The sequence below is a fragment of the Chromobacterium fluminis genome, from assembly GCF_011602385.1.
Taxonomy (GTDB): Bacteria; Pseudomonadota; Gammaproteobacteria; order Burkholderiales; family Chromobacteriaceae; genus Chromobacterium; species Chromobacterium fluminis.
Map to the genome: position 1 here is coordinate 1 of NZ_JAAOMA010000066.1, position 17,603 is coordinate 17,603.

The 17,603-nt window shown below is 62.8% G+C and carries 13 protein-coding genes; 4 read left to right on the forward strand and 9 right to left on the reverse strand.

From position 1 onward, the window contains the following. Positions 1-162 precede the first annotated feature (162 nt). The 3 genes from HA052_RS25335 to metH all read right to left on the reverse strand — a co-directional run bounded on the left by HA052_RS25335 (position 163) and on the right by metH (position 5,635). Positions 163-912, reverse strand: a complete 750-nt coding sequence (locus HA052_RS25335) for a trypsin-like serine protease (protein WP_166454152.1) — start codon at positions 910-912, stop codon at positions 163-165. Positions 913-1,401: 489 nt separating this feature from the next. Further along, the gene (locus HA052_RS25340; RefSeq protein WP_166454153.1) at positions 1,402-1,932 is read right to left on the reverse strand and encodes a DUF2878 family protein; all 531 of its coding nucleotides are present in this window, start codon (positions 1,930-1,932) and stop codon (positions 1,402-1,404) included. Then, entirely contained in the window at positions 1,922-5,635 is a 3,714-nt protein-coding gene (gene metH / locus HA052_RS25345; RefSeq protein ID WP_166454154.1) for a methionine synthase, read from the reverse strand. The genes HA052_RS25340 and metH overlap by 11 nt, the downstream gene beginning before the upstream one ends. A gap of 117 nt (positions 5,636-5,752) precedes the next feature. Between metH and HA052_RS25350 the strand changes: the two genes are divergently transcribed. After that, positions 5,753-6,520 (forward strand): substrate-binding periplasmic protein, encoded by a 768-nt coding sequence (locus HA052_RS25350; RefSeq protein WP_166454155.1) that lies wholly within the window; start codon positions 5,753-5,755, stop codon positions 6,518-6,520. 25 nt (positions 6,521-6,545) lie between these two features. Here the strand turns inward: HA052_RS25350 and HA052_RS25355 are convergent, their stop codons facing one another. The 5 genes from HA052_RS25355 to hemA all read right to left on the reverse strand — a co-directional run bounded on the left by HA052_RS25355 (position 6,546) and on the right by hemA (position 12,554). After that, positions 6,546-6,968, reverse strand: a complete 423-nt coding sequence (locus HA052_RS25355; RefSeq protein ID WP_043636446.1) for a MarR family winged helix-turn-helix transcriptional regulator — start codon at positions 6,966-6,968, stop codon at positions 6,546-6,548. Further along, a complete protein-coding gene (locus HA052_RS25360; protein WP_240937571.1) occupies positions 6,961-8,541 on the reverse strand; it encodes an MFS transporter in 1,581 nt (526 codons plus the stop codon). The genes HA052_RS25355 and HA052_RS25360 overlap by 8 nt, the downstream gene beginning before the upstream one ends. 130 nt (positions 8,542-8,671) lie before the next feature. Next, entirely contained in the window at positions 8,672-9,592 is a 921-nt protein-coding gene (gene gcvA / locus HA052_RS25365; protein ID WP_019102440.1) for a transcriptional regulator GcvA, read from the reverse strand. Positions 9,593-10,224: 632 nt separating this feature from the next. Continuing rightward, positions 10,225-11,301: a peptide chain release factor 1 gene (gene prfA, locus HA052_RS25370; protein WP_166454156.1), complete on the reverse strand. Its 1,077-nt coding sequence runs from the start codon at positions 11,299-11,301 to the stop codon at positions 10,225-10,227. Beyond that, a complete protein-coding gene (hemA, locus tag HA052_RS25375; RefSeq protein WP_081549673.1) occupies positions 11,301-12,554 on the reverse strand; it encodes a glutamyl-tRNA reductase in 1,254 nt (417 codons plus the stop codon). The genes prfA and hemA overlap by 1 nt, the downstream gene beginning before the upstream one ends. A gap of 218 nt (positions 12,555-12,772) precedes the next feature. Between hemA and pdxH the strand changes: the two genes are divergently transcribed. The 3 genes from pdxH to HA052_RS25390 all read left to right on the forward strand — a co-directional run bounded on the left by pdxH (position 12,773) and on the right by HA052_RS25390 (position 16,833). Next, positions 12,773-13,414 (forward strand): pyridoxamine 5'-phosphate oxidase, encoded by a 642-nt coding sequence (gene pdxH, locus HA052_RS25380; RefSeq protein ID WP_166454157.1) that lies wholly within the window; start codon positions 12,773-12,775, stop codon positions 13,412-13,414. A 579-nt stretch (positions 13,415-13,993) separates the two neighbouring features. Then, positions 13,994-15,484 (forward strand): M4 family metallopeptidase, encoded by a 1,491-nt coding sequence (locus HA052_RS25385; RefSeq protein ID WP_166454158.1) that lies wholly within the window; start codon positions 13,994-13,996, stop codon positions 15,482-15,484. Positions 15,485-15,579: 95 nt separating this feature from the next. Beyond that, positions 15,580-16,833, forward strand: a complete 1,254-nt coding sequence (locus HA052_RS25390; RefSeq protein WP_166454159.1) for a M28 family metallopeptidase — start codon at positions 15,580-15,582, stop codon at positions 16,831-16,833. A gap of 79 nt (positions 16,834-16,912) precedes the next feature. Here HA052_RS25390 and HA052_RS25395 read toward each other — a convergent pair whose 3' ends face one another. Then, positions 16,913-17,380 (reverse strand): GNAT family N-acetyltransferase, encoded by a 468-nt coding sequence (locus tag HA052_RS25395; protein ID WP_081549667.1) that lies wholly within the window; start codon positions 17,378-17,380, stop codon positions 16,913-16,915. Positions 17,381-17,603: the final 223 nt, after the last annotated feature.

A 17,603-nucleotide genomic window follows, 5' to 3' on the forward strand; every position in this document is an offset into this window, starting at 1 on the left:
AGAAATCAGGGTGTTTGTGAGCCTTGCCAACCATAGGGACGGAAATGAGTGAGTCAACATGAGCGAAGTATGAGCAAGATTCGCACCATGAAAAATGCCGTTCACTTGCTTAAGTGAACGGCATTACAGCCCAAGGGCTGCTTTCTTATTGGACGCGCGGTTTCAGCGTCGCGCGGCGTCCGGCCACACCCAGTCGCCGGGTGGCGGGGTCTGGCTGCCGGACGGGCTCAGCACATCGGACCAGGCCTTGATGCTGCCCGCGTATTTGCACAATGCGGCGAAGGCGGAAACATTGCCGGCGTTGCCGTTGTATATGCCCACTTGCACGCCCTTGGGCGACAGCAAGGGGCTGCCGGAGTCCCCGCCGCGCCCCACCGTGCCACTAGCTAGCAAGGACACGCCGTTAGCCAAAGGCGACGGCCCCAGCCGCTGGATGTTGGCAACGCGGACATCCATCAGACTAGCCGCCAGCTGGCCGCCGGTCTCCGCCATGCGCAGATTAGCCTGCATTGCGCCTATCGCGCCGTTGCAGTCTTCCTGCGCCACCACCGGCACTATCCTGGCTCCGTCTAGTCCGGCGATGGGGCGGGACAGTTTCAACAAGGCCAGATCCACCGCCACGCCATTGTGGTCGAACTTGATCCAGTTGGGCTTGGCGTTGTTGCGAGCGGTGTCCACGCGCTGGGCGAAGTGACGCCCATAATGAGCGGTCACACCCTTCCAGTTATCCAGGATGCAATGCGAGGCGGTCAGCACCAGGTCCGGCCCCACCAGCGAGCCACCGCAGATATTGCCGCCGGACGAGCCGCGAAAATCGAGCTTGACGTAGTGAGTTTCGGCCGGAGAGAACGGCGCGGCGGCGACTAATTGCGCGCTGGCCAGCAGGCCTGCGGCAACAATAAGTTTTTTCACGGAATATCCTTTTCAAAATCGTTATTGCGGTTTTCATCATCCAAAAAGACCAACCGGGCCGGCTCGATTAATTCAAGGAGGAATCTGCCAATTCCCCATCGCAAGCTTTCTCGGTTGGTCGTAATGATTATGTGATTTGCAAAACGATTTGCATGTGTGAATTTTCCATGATCCACCAACACAAAAATAACAAAGTCATAGGTTTTTATTAAAACTAATTACCCAATCCATCGCTAACTAGCCTGTGATGGGCCTTGACGTGTTTTGAGCGTTGCTTAAATAGCGGCTTTGTTAATTTTCACCGCTTTCCTATTAACTTTATCAGTCAATATTTAATTAATCTTGAATGAATTATTACTTTCATGGATTAAATAAAAACCGCATCGTTAACGATGCGGTTTTTTACGATTCCAGCCAGTTCCAAATAATGTTCAGCGCGTGAACACGGCGGCGCGCCACTTTATCCACAGGATGCTGAAAATGGCATTTTTATCCACAGCCACGCGCTTGGTCCAGCCGCCTATCCGCCTCCGGCAGCAAACGCGGCGTCCAAGCCAACAATGCCGCCCATAACGGGGCCAGGGCCAGCAGCGTCAGCCACGGCGGCGCGCCGGCTTGCAGAGCACGCAGTTGCAGCCCGCCCCAGCAGACCAACGGTCCCGCCAGCGCGCCAATGAGCGCCAGCAGACGCGGCGATGGCCGCCAGACATCCAGCAGCCGCAGCCACCAACAGCTGAAGCTCAGCCACAAGACAACCCTCCACAAGGGTAGGACGCCAACGCCGACGAGGCGGTACAGCCCCAAGCCGCCAAGGGTGAAATCCAACAGACAACCCGCAGCGGTCAACAGCAGCGCGCGGGTTTTAAAACCGGCCGGCAGCGCTTGCCAGGCCAGCAGCGCGCCGGCCAGCAACAGCACCACGTAGCGGTCGCGAAAGCAGAGCAACAGCCAGCCGCCGACGCCGAAGATCAGGCCGCCCAACAGCAGCCTGGGCCAGGGCTTGCCCCCCTCAGGCGTCATAGCCCAGATTGGGGGCCAGGTCGCGTTCGGCCTGTTCCACGCTGACGCCGCGGCGTTCGGCGTAGCTGGCCACTTGGTCGCGTTCGATCTTGCCCACGCCGAAGTAACGCGTGGCCGGGTGGCTGAGATAGAAGCCGGACACGGCGGCGGTGGGCAGCATCGCGTAGCCTTCGGTCAGCGTCATGCCGATGGCCGGCGCATCCAAGAGTTCGAACAGCGCGGTCTTGACGGTGTGGTCCGGGCAGGCCGGGTAGCCGGGCGCGGGACGGATGCCCTGGTACTTTTCGTCGATCAGCGCTTCGTTGTCCAGTTGCTCCGCGACGGCGTAGCCCCAGAATTCCCGGCGCACGCGGGCGTGCATCAGTTCCGCGAAGGCTTCGGCCAGCCGGTCCGCCAACGCCTTGAGCAGGATGGAGGAATAATCGTCGCCGGCGTCTTCGAAGCGTTTGACGTGCGGCTCAATGCCAATGCCGGCGGTAACGGCGAAGGCGCCGATATAGTCCTGCACGCCGCTGTCCCGCGGCGCGATGTAGTCGGCCAGCGCCCAGTTGGCCTTGCCGTCCATCTTGGGCAGTTGCTGGCGCAGGCCCACCCAGCTCATCAGGCTGACGCGCTTGTCCGGGTCGCGGATTTCGATGTCGTCGTGATTGACGCTGGCGGCCGGGAACAGACCAATCACCGCGTTGGCCCCCAGCCAATTCTCATCGATTATCTGCTTGAGCATCACTTGCGCGTCCTCGTACAAGGCGCGCGCGGATTCGCCGACGATCTCGTCGTTCAGAATGCGCGGGAAGCGGCCGGCCAGCTCCCAGCTCTGGAAGAACGGGGTCCAGTCGATATAGGCGGCGATCTCGGCCAAGGGGTAGCGCTCGAAGCGGCGCACGCCCAGCCATTTCGGCTTGGGCGGCTGGTAGGCCGTCCAGTCTATCGCTTCCTTGTTGGCGCGCGCCTGCTCCAGGCTCACCACCTTGCGGCTCGCCTTGTTGGCGTGGCCTTCGCGGGCGCGGTCTTGCTCGGCCTGGTTTTCCGCGACGAAGGGGTCGCGCAGGGTGTCGGACAGCAGGTTGGAGCACACGCCGACGGCGCGGCTGGCGTCCGGCACGTAGATCACCGGATGTTGGTAGTGCGGAGCGATCTTGACCGCGGTGTGAACCTTGGATGTCGTCGCGCCGCCTATCAATAACGGGATGCTGAAGCCCTGGCGCTGCATTTCCTTGGCCACATGGCTCATTTCCTCCAGGCTGGGCGTGATCAGGCCGGACAGTCCGATGATGTCGGCCTTGTGCTCAATGGCGGCGTCCAGAATTTTCTGGCAGGGCACCATCACGCCCAAGTCGATCACCTGGTAGTTATTGCAGCGCAACACCACGCCGACGATGTTCTTGCCGATATCGTGAACGTCGCCCTTGACCGTGGCCATGATGATCACGCCCTTGGCCGGCGCGTCGGAGAGGCCGAGACGGATTTTTTCCTCTTCGATGAAGGGCTCAAGGTGAGCGACGGCGGCCTTCATCACCCGCGCGGATTTGACCACCTGCGGCAGGAACATCTTGCCTGCGCCGAACAGGTCGCCCACCACGTTCATGCCGTCCATCAACGGGCCTTCGATCACGTGGATGGGTCGCGCGGATTTCTGCCGCACCTCCTCGGTGTCTTCGACGATGAAGGTGGTGATGCCCTTGACCAGCGCGTGTTCCAGCCGCTTTTCCACCGGCTGCGCGCGCCAGGCCAGGTCTTCCACTTTTTTCTCGCCGGCGGCTTCGCCCTTGTATTTTTCCGCCAGCGCGATCAGGTGTTCGGTGGCGTCGCCGCCGTCCTTGGGCGCGCGCATCAGCACCACGTCTTCAATGCGTTCGCGCAGTTCCGGGTCCACCTCGTCGTAGACTTCCAGCGCGCCGGCGTTGACGATGCCCATGGTCATGCCGCGCTGGATGGCGTGGTAGAGGAAGACGGCGTGGATGGCCTCGCGCACCTTGTTGTTGCCGCGGAAGGAGAAGGAGACGTTGGACACGCCGCCGGAAATCTTGGCGTGAGGCAGGCGCTGCTTGATCCAGCCGGTGGCTTCGATGAAGTCCAGGCCGTAACGCGCGTGTTCCTCAATGCCGGTGGCGACGGCGAAGATATTGGGATCGAAAATGATGTCTTCCGGCGGGAAACCCACTTCGTCCACCAGAATGCGGTAGCTGTTCTCGCAGATTTCGATCTTGCGGGCGTAAGTATCGGCCTGGCCGGTTTCGTCGAAAGCCATCACGATCACCGCGGCGCCGTAGCGGCGGATCAGCCGCGCCTGCTCAACGAACTTGTCACGGCCTTCCTTCATCGAGATCGAGTTGACGATGCCCTTGCCCTGTATGCATTTGAGGCCGGCTTCGATCACGTCCCATTTGGAGGAGTCGATCATGATGGGCACGCGGGCGATGTCAGGCTCGGAGGCGATCAGGTTGAGGAAGCGCACCATGGCGGCGTGGGCGTCCAACATGCCCTCGTCCATATTGATGTCGATGACCTGGGCGCCGTTTTCCACTTGCTGACGCGCCACGTCCAGCGCGGTGGCGTAGTCGCCGTTGAGAATGAGCTTGGCGAAGGCGCGGCTGCCAGTGACGTTGGTGCGTTCGCCCACGTTGACGAACAAATCGCCGTCGCCGATGTTGAACGGCTCCAGGCCGGACAAGCGGCACTTGGCTTCAATCTGCGGCAGCGGCCGCGGCGCGACGCCGTCCACCGCGCGGGCGATGGCGGCGATATGTTCCGGCGTGGTGCCGCAACAGCCCCCGACGATGTTGATCAGGCCGGACTCCGCCCATTCGCGGACAAACTCGCCCATCGCGTCCGGCTCCAGATCGTAGCCGCCGAAGGCGTTGGGCAGGCCGGCGTTGGCGTGCACCGACACATAGTCGGCGGACACCCGCGCCATTTCCTCGACATAAGGCCGCAGCAGGTCCGGTCCCAGCGCGCAGTTGAGGCCGTAGCTGACCGCGTCGGCGTGGGACAGCGAGTTGTAAAAGGCTTCGGTGGTCTGCCCGGTCAGGGTGCGGCCGGATTGGTCGGTGATGGTGCCCGAAATCATGATGGGCAGACGCGGCGTGGCCGGGCGCTCGTCGAAATATCGGTGAATGGCGAACACCGCCGCCTTGGCGTTCAGGGTGTCGAAGATGGTTTCCACCAACAGCAGGTCTGCGCCCCCTTGCACCAGGCCGTCTATCGCCTCGGTGTAGGACGTTACCAGTTCGTCGAAGCTGACGTTGCGGTAGCCCGGGTCGTTGACGTCCGGGCTGATGCTACAGGTGCGGTTGGTGGGGCCGAGCACGCCGGCGCAGTAGCGCGGCTTGGCCGGATTGGCGGCGCTGACCTTTTCGCACAGTTCCTTGACCAGCCTGGCCGCGGCATGATTGATTTCCCAAACCAGGCTTTCCATGGCGTAATCCGCCATGGCGATGGAGGTAGCGTTGAAGGTGTTGGTTTCGATGATGTCGGCGCCGGCGTCCAGATAAGCCTGGTGAATGCCGCCGATCACGTCCGGACGCGTCAGCGCCAGCAAGTCATTGTTGCCCTTGACGTCGCAAGGCCAGTCGGCAAAGCGCTCGCCCCGATAATCGGCCTCCTCCAACTGATGGCGTTGGATCATGGTGCCCATGCCGCCGTCCAGAATCAGAATGCGTTGGGAAAGGTGTTGCCGGAGGGGATGCGAGAATGTTTTTGTCATGGCGGCTGAACTTTTTTTGTCTACAACGATAACAAGCGCAACGGACTCAAAAGATCATCTTAACACTCGCAATCAACTGTCCGGTCGCTTGCTTAAGAATAAAGAGAGAACATCCATATGGCCATTACGAATAAGCTGTGGCTGCTCGCGGGGCTGGCGGCGGCATGGTGCGGGGAGGCGTGGGCGGCGGGTAGTTTGCGGATAGGCGTGGCGGATACCGACGCGGCGCCGGTAGTGATGTTGTCGCCGGACGGCGAGCATCTGCGCGGCGGCTTGTCCAAGGATCTCGGCGAGATGCTGGCGGCGGAATTGAGCCTGCGTCCGGAGTTCATTCTGATCGCCCGCAAGCGGGTGGAGCCCTCTATCGAATCGGGCCGGGTGGACATTATCTGCAATGCCAATCCGGACTGGTTCGGCAACGCCGCGCGTCTGGGCTGGACTCATGAAATCTACCAGCAATTGGAGCGGCCGTTGACGCTGAAGCAGCCGACGGAACTGCGTCAGGTGGGCGACCTCGCCGGCAAACGCATCGTCACCATACGCGGCTACAACTATCCCACGCTGGAACGCTTCTGGCGCGCCAACCCGGCCTCGCACAATGAGGAAGCGCGGATGGAACTGCTGGTCAAATCGGTGCAAAAACGGCTGAGCGACGTCGCCATCGTGTCTGAACTGGAGTTCGCCGCCTGGGCGCGCGCCTGGCCGCAGGATGCGGCGCAATTCAAGCTGCACTCGCTGGTAGTGACCTTCATGCCCACCATGTGCGCGGTGGCGCCGCATTCCGATATCAAGGTGGCGCAGCTGAATCTGGCGATAGATCGCCTGCAGAAAAGCGGCCGCATCAAGGCGGTGTTGAAAACCTATCAGTGGCAGCCACAGGAATAAAAGCCGGCGGCCGGCGGTGCCGGCTCTAATCCTGGCCGCGGAAGCGCTGTTCCAGCCGGTGCAGCACTTCCAGCGTGGTTTCCATCTGGCTGGCGGGTATGTCCGCCAGCGCGTGCCGGAAAAAAGCCTCGCGCTTGGGTTGCACCGCCTCTATCAGCGCCTGGCCCGCCGGCGCCAACGTCACCAAGGTCTGGCGGTTGTCGGCAGGGTCGGTGATCCGCCGCACCAATTCCTCTTCCTCCATACCCTTCAACTGCCGCGTCAACGCGCCCGGATCCATCATCAGCCGGGTGGCCAACTGCTTCTGCGTCGCCTGCTCCAGATCGGTCAGCGCGGCGAGGATGCGCCAGCGCGGCAAGGGGTAGCCCACCTGTTGCTCAAACGCCGCGTACATGGCGCGGCCGGTGCGGCCGATTTGCTGCAGCAGATTGGGGGCGCGTTCAGTCATGGATTACCGCCGTCTTGGTTTTAACATCGCGCAATTCTACATGTGGGACTCGACGCACGAGCAATAAGCCAAGCACAACCAGCGCAGCCACCAGCCACTGGCTGACGTGAATGGCGTCCACCAACGCCAGCCGGGAGGCGCCGAGCAAGGCGCCGCCGTTGATACGAGCCGCCGTCGTCAGTTGTTCGAAGCGAGCGGCGGTTTCAGAGCTGAGCAGGATTTGCGGATCGCGCAGCCAGGCAAGCCATTGCGGCTCGGTCGACAGAGCGTTGACGCCGGCGACGTAACGGTGGGTGACGAACACGCCCACCAGCGCGGTGCCCAGCATGCCGCCTATCATCCGCGTGGACTGAATCATGGCGGTGGCCACGCCCAGTTGCTCTCGCGGCGCGCTCTGTTGGACGAAGATGGTCAGGTTGGGCAGCAACAGGCCCAAACCCAAGCCGCCCACCGCCATCAGCACGGCCACCAACCAGTGCTCGGTGGCGGCGTCCACCCAGCCCAAAGCGCCGGAAGTGAAGGCGAACAGTAACAGGCCCAGCGCCAGCAACAGGGTGGGGCGGCGCACCCGGGTGACGATGCGGCCGTTCAAAATGCTGCCCAGAGTGATGCACACCACCAGCGGCGTCACCAGTAGTCCGGCCTGGTTGGGCGACAGGCCGAAACCGCCCTGAAACATCAACGGCGCGTAATACATCACCGCGAACATGCCGCCGCCCAGCAGCAAAGACAGGCCGAACAAGGGCGCCAGACTGCGGTGGCTCAACATGTCCAGCGGCAACAGTGGATTAGGACAACGCCGCTCCCACCACAATAGGCCGGCCAATGCGGCGAGGCTGCTCAGCCCCAGGCCGGCCATCAGCCACAGCGGCTTGTGCAGCGGCAGCCATTCCACCAGCAATTGCATCGAGCCCAGCAGCACGGCAATCAGCAACGCGCCCTGCCAGTCCAGCTTGCTGGCGGCGCCGCCGCGACGCATCGCCGGCAGATAGCGCCAGACAAACCACAGGCTGGCCAACCCCACCGGCAGATTGACGAAGAAGACCCAACGCCATCCCAGGTATTCGGTGAGAAAACCGCCCAGGGTTGGGCCCACCGCATTGGCCAGGCCGAAAGCGGCGGTCAACATCACCTGCCAACGCAGGCGCTGCGCGGTTTCCGGAAACATGTCCGGCACGCAGGCGAAGGTGGTTGCCACCAGCATGCCGCCGCCCACGCCTTGCAGCGCGCGCGCCAGCACCAGTTCCAACATGTTCTGAGCCAGGCCGCACAGCATGGAGGCGACGGTGAACAGGATGATGGCGGTCAAGACGAAGGGCTTGCGCCCGTGGTCGTCGCCCAGCTTGCCGAAGATGGGCACGGTGATGACCGAAGTCAGCAGGTAGGCGGTGCCCACCCAAGCGTAGAGATCGAAGCCGTGCAACTCCGCCACCACGGTGGGCATGGCGGTACCCACCACGGTCTGGTCCAGCGCCACCATCAGCAGCACGAAGCAGAGGCCAAGCATGGCCAGCACTTTCTGGCGGAAATCCAGCGCGCCGGCCGCTCCAGCGCTTGCGGCTAAGGTGCTCATTTTTGTTGACCTATCAATAATTGACTAGTCAATTATTTTGCGCCGAGAACGCCCTGGAATCCAGTGGCCGACACAGAAATTTACAGAAAGGGGTGATCAGCGGCGGCGGGATGCCCCGCCGCCGCGCGCTTCAATAGCCGCGCCGCGCCAGCCAGCTGCTGGCTTCGCTCTTGGCCAGGATGGCCACCAGCCAGTCGCGGAACACCTTGACCTTGGGCAGCTCCGCCAACTCATGCGGATAGACCAGGTAATAGCTCCACTCGGTTTCCAGCACGGTATCGAAAGGCATGACCAGCCGGCCGGAATCCAGGTCCTGGGTCACCATGGACACCTGGGCCAGGGTCACGCCCATGCCGGCGACGGCGGCGTGCAGCGCGTATTCGGAAGCGTCGAAGGTGACGCCGCTTTCCGGATTCACGCCGTTGACGCCGGCCAGTTTCAGCCAGCGCTTCCAGGTGTCCTGATCGCGCCATGGGTGCAGCAGGGTATGGTGACGCAAATCGTCCGGGGTGTTCAGCGGATGCTTGCCGTTCAGCAGGGCCGGCGAGCAGACCGGAATCAGCTTCTCGCGGCAGATGCATTCGGTGCGCAGGTCCGGCGCCACTTCGGCGCGCGCCATGCCCACCACCGCCAGATCATATTCCGCGCGGTTGAACGGCTTGTCGTGAATCAGTTGGGTCACCAGGTGCAGCGTGTATTCCGGATAGCGGGTCTGGAAATCCGGCAGATTGGGCAGCACCCAGCGCATTGCCGGGGTGGGGGGCATGCGCACGCGCAGATCGCTTTGCCGCAGCCGCAGCGCTTCGCTGGCCTCGTTCAGTAATTGGAAGGCCTCGCGCGCGGGCTTGATCAGCGCCTCGCCCTCGGCGGTCAGCGACAGGCCGCGCGCTTGCCGGGTGAACAGCGTGGCGCCGTAGTATTCCTCCAGCGTTTGCACGTGGCGGCTGACCGCCCCTTGGGTCAGGCTGAGCGCGGCGGCGGCGCGGGTAAAGGACAAATGCTCGGCGGCAACGACAAATACGCGTAATGCATTAAGCGGTGGCAGCTTCATCTTACATGCCTTTTTATCATGGTTATCATGAAATTAACTGCTTTGTCATGCCAGGCGCAACATCGTATGCTAGGCATGCCGGGCACGGCTGGGCTTTGAACGGCGTTCCGCGGCATGCAAACCGCCGCCATGCAACAATGGCATGGCGATTCGCGCTCCCCGCCGAGCGAGCCGTCTATGCCGCGCTCCCCGATTTCCAGCGCGGCGCCGGCAGCCGGAGTCAAGCCCGGCCTTGGCTTGCCCGGAAACGGAACCGTCATTCCCGAGCCTAAGGCTTTATCCGTACTGAAATAGTAACGGATTATAAATATTACAGGATGACATCCGCTTGCAACGGAGAATTTTCCACCGCTTACCGCGTGTCGCCGCAAGATGCGGCGGCGTCGCCAGATTAACTGCCAATCCACGTTGGGCATTGCCGGGTTCAGACAGGGCCCGGCTTTTTTTTGCCCGCTCTCCGGCGAACGGACAAGAAAAAAGGCCACGCGAGTGGCCCAAAGTTCGGAGAATAAGCCCGCGCGACAATCCTGCCTGCGGGCGCGGGCGGCAAACCGCCCGTTCTTGAGTTTGCGAGTGTAGCGCGTTGCGCCGACAGCGGCAACGCCATAATCCTGGCTAGTACCGCCCCGCTGTCACTCTCCCAGTTCCGCCAGCAATTCCGCCTGCTGTTCGGCGATCAAAGCATCGGTCAGCTCGCTCAGGTCGCCGTCCATCACATAATCCAGCTTGTACAAGGTCAGGTTGATTCGATGGTCGGTGATGCGGCCCTGCGGAAAATTATAGGTGCGGATGCGCTCGGAACGGTCTCCGGAGCCAATCAGGCTCTTGCGCTCGGCCGCCTCCTTCTGCTGCTGCTCGCGGCGCTGGATGTCCATGATGCGCGCCGCCAGCACTTGCATCGCGCTGGCCTTGTTGGCGTGCTGGGAACGGCCGTCCTGGCATTCCGCGACGATGCCGGTGGGCAGGTGAGTGATGCGCACCGCGGAGTCGGTCTTGTTGATGTGCTGGCCGCCGGCGCCGCTGGCCCTGAAGGTGTCGATGCGCAGGTCCGACGGGTTCAGCACCACGTCGGCCAGTTCGTCGGCTTCGGCCATCACCGCCACGGTGCAAGCGGACGTGTGAATGCGGCCCTGGGTCTCGGTCACCGGCACCCGCTGCACGCGGTGGCCGCCGGACTCGAACTTGAGCCGGGAAAAAGCGCCGAAACCGATCAGGCGCACGATCACTTCCTTATAACCGCCCAAGTCGGATTCGCTGGCGGAAACAATCTCCGCCTGCCAACGATTGCGTTCCGCGTAGCGGGTATACATGCGCAACAGGTCGCCGGCGAACAGCGCGGCCTCGTCGCCGCCGGTGCCGGCGCGGATTTCCAGAAAGATGTTTCTCTCGTCGTTGGGGTCCTTGGGCAAGAGCAGCTTCTGCAACTCCAGCTCCAGCGCCGCCAGCTTGTCCTTGCCCTCGGCGATTTCCGCCTGGGCGAATTCCTTCATCTCCGGGTCCGACAACATGTCTTCCGCCGCGGCGATGTCGCTCTCGCACTGGCGATAGCCTTGGTAGCTTTCCACCACCGGGCTGAGTTCGGCATGCTCGCGGGTGAGCTTGCGGAACGCATCCATATTTTGAGTAGCCGCTTCGCTGGCCAGGAGGTGAGTCACCTCTTCCAGACGGTCGGCCAGTTGCGCCAGTTTGGCCGCAATTGACGCTTTCATTACGACTCCGGGTGTAAACGATAAAGACGCGCCACGGCTTCCACCTGCGCGTCATGCTCCGCGCCGCGCCCGGACGACAAGGCCCGGGTGGGGGGATGCATCAATTTATTGGTCAGTTGCACCGACAGGGTTTCCAGCACCCGTTCCGGCGCTTCGCCGCGCGCCAGCTGCTTGAGCGCGGCGTCGAGCGCGGCGCGGCGCAGCCGGTCGGCGTCGTCGCGCAGCGCGCGGATCAGCGGCACGGCCTCGCGCTTTTTCAGCCAGTCGCTGAATTCGCAGACCCGCGCCTGGATGATGGTTTCGGCTTCCGCCGCCGCGCTCTGGCGTGCTTCCTTGCCCACTTCCACCACGCTGGCGATGTCGTCGACGCTGTACAGGAACACGTCGGCCAGCTTGCCCACCTCCACCTCGATGTCTCGCGGCACCGCCAGGTCCAGCATGAAGATGGGCCGGTGGCGACGAGCCTTGATCGCGCGCTCCACCATGCCCTTGCCTATGATGGGCAACTGGCTGGCGGTGGAGGTGACCAGCACATCGTAGCGCGGCAGGATGTCCGGCAGCTCGGCGAGGGTGACGGCGTTGCCGCCGAACTGCTCCGCCAGCCGCTGGCCGCGCTCCAGCGTGCGGTTGGCCACGGTGATACAGGAAGGATTGCGCGCGGCGAAGTGTGTAGCCACCAGCTCTATCATTTCCCCGGCGCCGACGAACAGGATGTTCAGTTCGCCTATGGTGGGGAAGATCTGCTCGGCCAGCTTGACCGCCGCCGCCGACATCGACACCGAACTGGCGCCCACCGCGGTATTGGAACGCACTTCCTTGGCTACGGCGAAGGTACGCTGGAACAGGCCGTTGAGCAGGGTGCCCATGGTGCCGGCGTGCTCGGCGCTGCGCACCGCGTCCTTCAACTGGCCCAGGATTTGGGTCTCGCCCAGCACCATGGAGTCCAGGCCGGAGGCGACGCGGAAAGCGTGGCGCGCGGCGTTGGCCTCGTCCAGTTGATAGAGATAGGGCTGCATCTCCGCCAGCGCCAGGCCGTGGAATTTGGCCAGCCAGCTGAGCGCCGCCTGCGGATCGCCGCCGGTGCAATAGATCTCGGTGCGATTACAGGTGGAGACGATGGCCGCCTCGCGCGCCGCGTGCGAGCTGACCAGGCTGTCCAGCGCCTTGGGCAACACCTCCGCAGGAAAAGCCAGCTTTTCCCGGATAGAGAGCGGTGCGGTATGGTGGTTCAAACCAAGGGCGAACAGATGCATGAGCGGATAAGCCGCGGAAAGAAATGGGGTATTTTAGCCTAACTTGAACCGCAAGTCCTGCGCCGCGGCGGCAAGCCGCGCCGGTCCGTCGTTAGCGCCTTATATGACATAGCAGAATCCGGCGCCGCGCGCCGTCTAAAATAGCGCGCTCTTCTTGCGCAAACCCCTATATGGTCCAAGCGGAGCTGGCATAAGATAGCCCCTTCAAGGAGGACGAAATGTCGCTGAACCTCGCAGACATCCGCAAGGATTTTTCCAAGAAAGAACTGTCGCCGGAGGAGTGCCTGCCGGACCCGCTGGCCCAACTGGAGAGCTGGCTGAACCAGGCCATCGCCGCGCAAGTGCCCGAGCCTACGGCGATGAACCTGGCCACGGCCGGAGCGGACGGACGTCCCGCTTCGCGCATCGTGCTGCTCAAGGGGGTGGAGGACGGCCAACTGCTGTTCTACACCAATTATCTAAGCCGAAAAGGCCGCCAGCTGAACGACAACCCCTATGTGGCGCTGACCTTCTTCTGGCCGGAGCTGGAGCGGCAGATCCGCATCGAGGGCCGCGCGACCCAAGTGGCGCCGGAAGTCTCGGACGCCTATTTCGCCAGCCGGCCCTACACCAGCCGCGTGGGCGCCTGGGCCAGCGAACAGAGCAGCGAAATCGGCTCCAAGAGCGTGCTGGTGTCGCGCGCGGCGATGTTCGGGGTCAAACACCCCTTGAGCGTGCCCCGGCCGCCGCATTGGGGCGGTTACGCGGTGACGCCGGACCGGCTGGAATTCTGGCAGGGCCGCCCCAGCCGGCTGCATGACCGAGTGCAGTATTCCTTGCTGGAAGACGGTGCTTGGAGGGTCGCGCGGCTGGCGCCTTGACCCTAGCTGGGTGAGAACAACTCATTGATATCATGCGTTTTACGCATATTCAAAAAACTGCAACCATCCATAATTAGACAGTTTGTCCGCTTTTATAGCGATAGGGATGTTGCCGCATCACAACAAGCCGCATCGGGATGATGCGGCTTTTCATTTTCTTGATGTTTCCCTCTCTTCTCCTTGTCTACCAAGGATTCGACGCCCCGCTTTGATTTCGGTCATGCCCGCCGCCGCTAGTCTCCAAGCAACTGGCACTTAGAACAGATGCATATCAAGGCGGAAAAACCAATACATAATTTATGCATTTGGCAAGTGGTCGTCAGAACAAACCAAGCCAGCGTCCTCTGATTTCAGCAACTCCTTTCCCATGCTCAGAGCGACGTCCCATGTCGGGAACGCATAAGGGACGCAGAGAATTCCACCCCCGCCCGATGGCGCCAGTCATCTTCGGGAAAGATTTCCAAGCGTCCGAAAGGGCAGGCGCAAGCCTGTCTGGCGCCGGCGGCCTTTACGCAAGACCCGCCGGCTTGACGCGGGGCATTACCGTGTCCCGCTGATCTACATTGGAGAAAATTCGTGATGAAAACCCAAACTGCGATGGTTCGCGTACTGGTGCTGTCCGCGCTGGCTCTGGCTTACGGCTCCGCCCAAGCCGCCGAGCGCGTCAATCTGGATGCGCTGGCCAAATCCAGCAAACTCGTCGACGGCGCCAGCGTGTTCAGCGCCGCCGGCATCAACCAGGGCGAACTGAAAGCGCAGCGCAGCGCCCAGTTCCCCAACGGCAAAGTCGTCACCCGCTACCAGCAGTTCTATCAGGGCGTGCCGGTGTGGGGCGAGGCCGTGGTGGAGGAAAAACAGTTCGCCAAAGGCTCGTCCACCGCCGCGGCCAGCAAGCTGTCCGGCTACTATGTGCGCGGCATCGCCTCCGACCTGGCTTCGGTCAAGCCTGCGCTCAGCGCCTCCCAGGTGCTGGCCAGCGCCAAGGCGCTGAAGGCCAACGGCTACGAAACCCGCAATGAGAAGACGGAACTGGTGGTGCGTCTGGACAACAACACCGCCCAGCTGGTTTACCTGGTGTCTTTCCTGGTGGAAGGCGGCAAGGAGCCCAGCCGCCCGCACCTCATCATCGACGCCAACAGCGGCCAGGTGCTGAAGCAGTGGGAAGGCTTGAACCACGCCGAAGCCAACGGCCCCGGCGGCAACGCCAAGACTGGCAAATACCTGTACGGCACCAACTACGGCCCGCTGATCGTCACCAGCGATTGCAAGATGGATAGCGGCAACGTGGCCACCATCAACCTGAACGGCGGCACCAGCGGCACCACCCCGTACAAGTTCGCTTGCCCCACCAATACCTACAAGCAGATCAACGGCGCCTACTCGCCGCTGAACGACGCCCACTACTTCGGCAACGTGGTGTTCAATCTGTACAAGGACTGGTTCAACCTGCGTCCGATCAACCAGAAGCTGCTGATGAAGGTGCACTACAGCCGCAACTATGAAAACGCGTTCTGGGACGGCAGCGCGATGACCTTCGGCGACGGCGCCACCCGCTTCTATCCGCTGGTGTCGCTGGACGTGTCCGCTCACGAAGTCAGCCACGGCTTCACCGAGCAAAACTCCGGCCTGGTCTACAGCGGCCAGTCCGGCGGCATCAACGAAGCGTTCTCCGACATGGCCGGCGAAGCCGCCGAGTACTACATGAAGGGTAAGAACGACTTCCTGGTGGGCGCGGAGATCTTCAAGAAGACCGGGGCGCTGCGCTACTTCGCCGACCCGACCAAGGACGGCCGCTCCATCGGCCACGCCAAGGACTATACCAGCGGCCTGGACGTGCACTACTCCAGCGGCGTGTACAACAAGGCCTTCTACCTGATCGCCACCAGCGCCGGCTGGAACACCCGCAAGGCCTTTGAAGTGTTCGTGGACGCCAACCGCCTGTACTGGACCGCCAACGCCACTTACAACAGCGCCGCTTGCGGCGTGGAGAAAGCGGCCGAAGCGCGCGGTTACAACAGCGCCGACGTCACCAAGGCCTTCTCCGCCGTGGGCGTGGCTTGCGGCAGCTGATGACCGCCTGACGGCGCGGCCATGACGGCCCGCGCCGTTTCTCCCATCCGCCGGCCATGGTCCGCCCATGGCCGGCATCGCTCAGGAATTCCGGAATGCTCACTCTCAAACCAAGTCTCGTCGCGCTCTTGGCCGCCACCAGTCTGGCCGGCGCCGTCCAGGCCGCGCCGGTGTGGATTTCCATCGGCGACGACGCCTACCAGCTATTGCAACAGGTCAGCCCGAAAAGCCGCAGTCAGGAAAGCCGCCAGCTGGCGGTGAGCGCGCTGCCGGCCGGCGTGTCCGCCAAGGGCGTGGCCACCGAGAAGGTCCACCTGGTGCAAGTGGACGACAGCGTGCTGCCGCAATTGTCGGACGCCATCCACCACAGCCTGCGCCATTGCGGCGGCTTCATCGTGCACAAGGATCTGCAGGACGCGCGCACCGCGCTGAAAGCCCCGGTGGCCAGCGCGCTGCTGCCCAGCTACCAGATCAACGACCAGGCCGCCGTCAACAAGCTGTTGCCGCAGCTGCAGGACAGCAACATCCTCGGCACCATCCAGTCCCTGTCCAACTACCAGAACCGCTTCTACACCACCAGCCACGGCGTCAACGCCTCCAACTGGATCGCCAGCCAATGGCGGCAGCTGGCCGCCGGCCGCGGCAATGTGACCGTGGAGCAGTTCGCCCACAGCGCCTGGCCGCAGAAATCGGTGATCCTCACCATCAAGGGCAAGGACAACGCCGCCGAAACTCTGGTGCTGGGCGGGCATCTGGACTCCACCGTGGGCAACGGCACCGGCGAAATCAGCCGCGCGCCGGGCGCCGACGACGACGCTTCCGGCATCGCCAGCCTGACCGAGGTGATCCGCGTGCTGATGGCCAACAACTACCAGCCGCGCCGCACCATCAAGTTCATGGCCTATGCGGCGGAAGAAGTGGGCCTGCGCGGCTCCTCCGACATCGCCAACCGCTACAAGCAGCAGAAGGTCAACGTGGTGGGCGCCTTGCAGCTGGACATGACCAACTACCAGGGCAGCGCGGAGGACATCTTCCTGTTCACCGACTACACCAACGCGTCGCAGAACACCTTCCTCGCCAACCTGGCCAAGGTCTATCTGCCCAATCTGAAAGTGGGCTACAGCTCTTGCGGCTACGCCTGCTCCGACCACGCCTCCTGGCACAAGAACGGCTATCCGGCGTCCTTCCCGTTCGAATCCGCCTTCAACCAGTCCAACCCCAATATCCACTCCGTGCGCGACACCCTCGCCAGCGCCGGCAACCAGGCTCGCCACGCGCTGAAATTTTCGCAGCTGGCGCTGGCCTACGCAGTGGAGTTGGGCAGCGACGGCCCGGCCGCCAAACGCTGAGCCCGTCTTCATCTCCGCTTGACGCGCCCACCCCGTTGCGGGGTGGGTTTTTCATGGCGGAAGGCGCGATGAAATGGTTTTAAACGCCGGCCTCTCGCCGCATGTCCACATGCGGAATGCCGCCGTCGTCGTAAGCCTCGGACACCGCGCAGAAGCCGAAACTTTCGTACAAGGCCTGCGCGTCGGTCTGCGCCGACAACATGATGGCCGCCTGCGGGAAATGCGCGCGGCACTGCGCCACCGCCTGCGCCAGCAGCGCCTTGCCCAGACCCTGGCCGCGCGCCTCCGGCGCCACCACCACCCGGCCTATCGCCGCCGCGTCCGGGTATTTCTCCCCCGGCGCGATCAGGCGCGCGTAAGCCAGCAACCGGCCGCCGTCGTCGTGGCCGGACAGGTGCAGGCAGTGCACATCCACGCCGTCCACGTCGCCGTAAATCGACTGCTGCTCCACCACGAACACCCGGTCGCGCAACTGCAAGGCCCGATACAGCGCCAGCGGCGTAAAACCATCGAAACGGTGGCAGTGCCACGCAACTCGGTTTGCCATAGTAGAATTCCCCTGAACTGATTCATTATCATCGGCCGGCTTGCGGCGCGCCCGGGCCAAGCTTACGACAACGCGTCCTCGCCAGCTATAACCGTGAGGACAGGCTTTGCCGTGGCGCAAACGCCGGCCGATGAACGCTAACCGATTCACCTCCTGCCTTGCCCATATGAACGATAACGATCTGTTTGCCGAGAATACGCCGGACGGCGCCGCCGCCCTGACC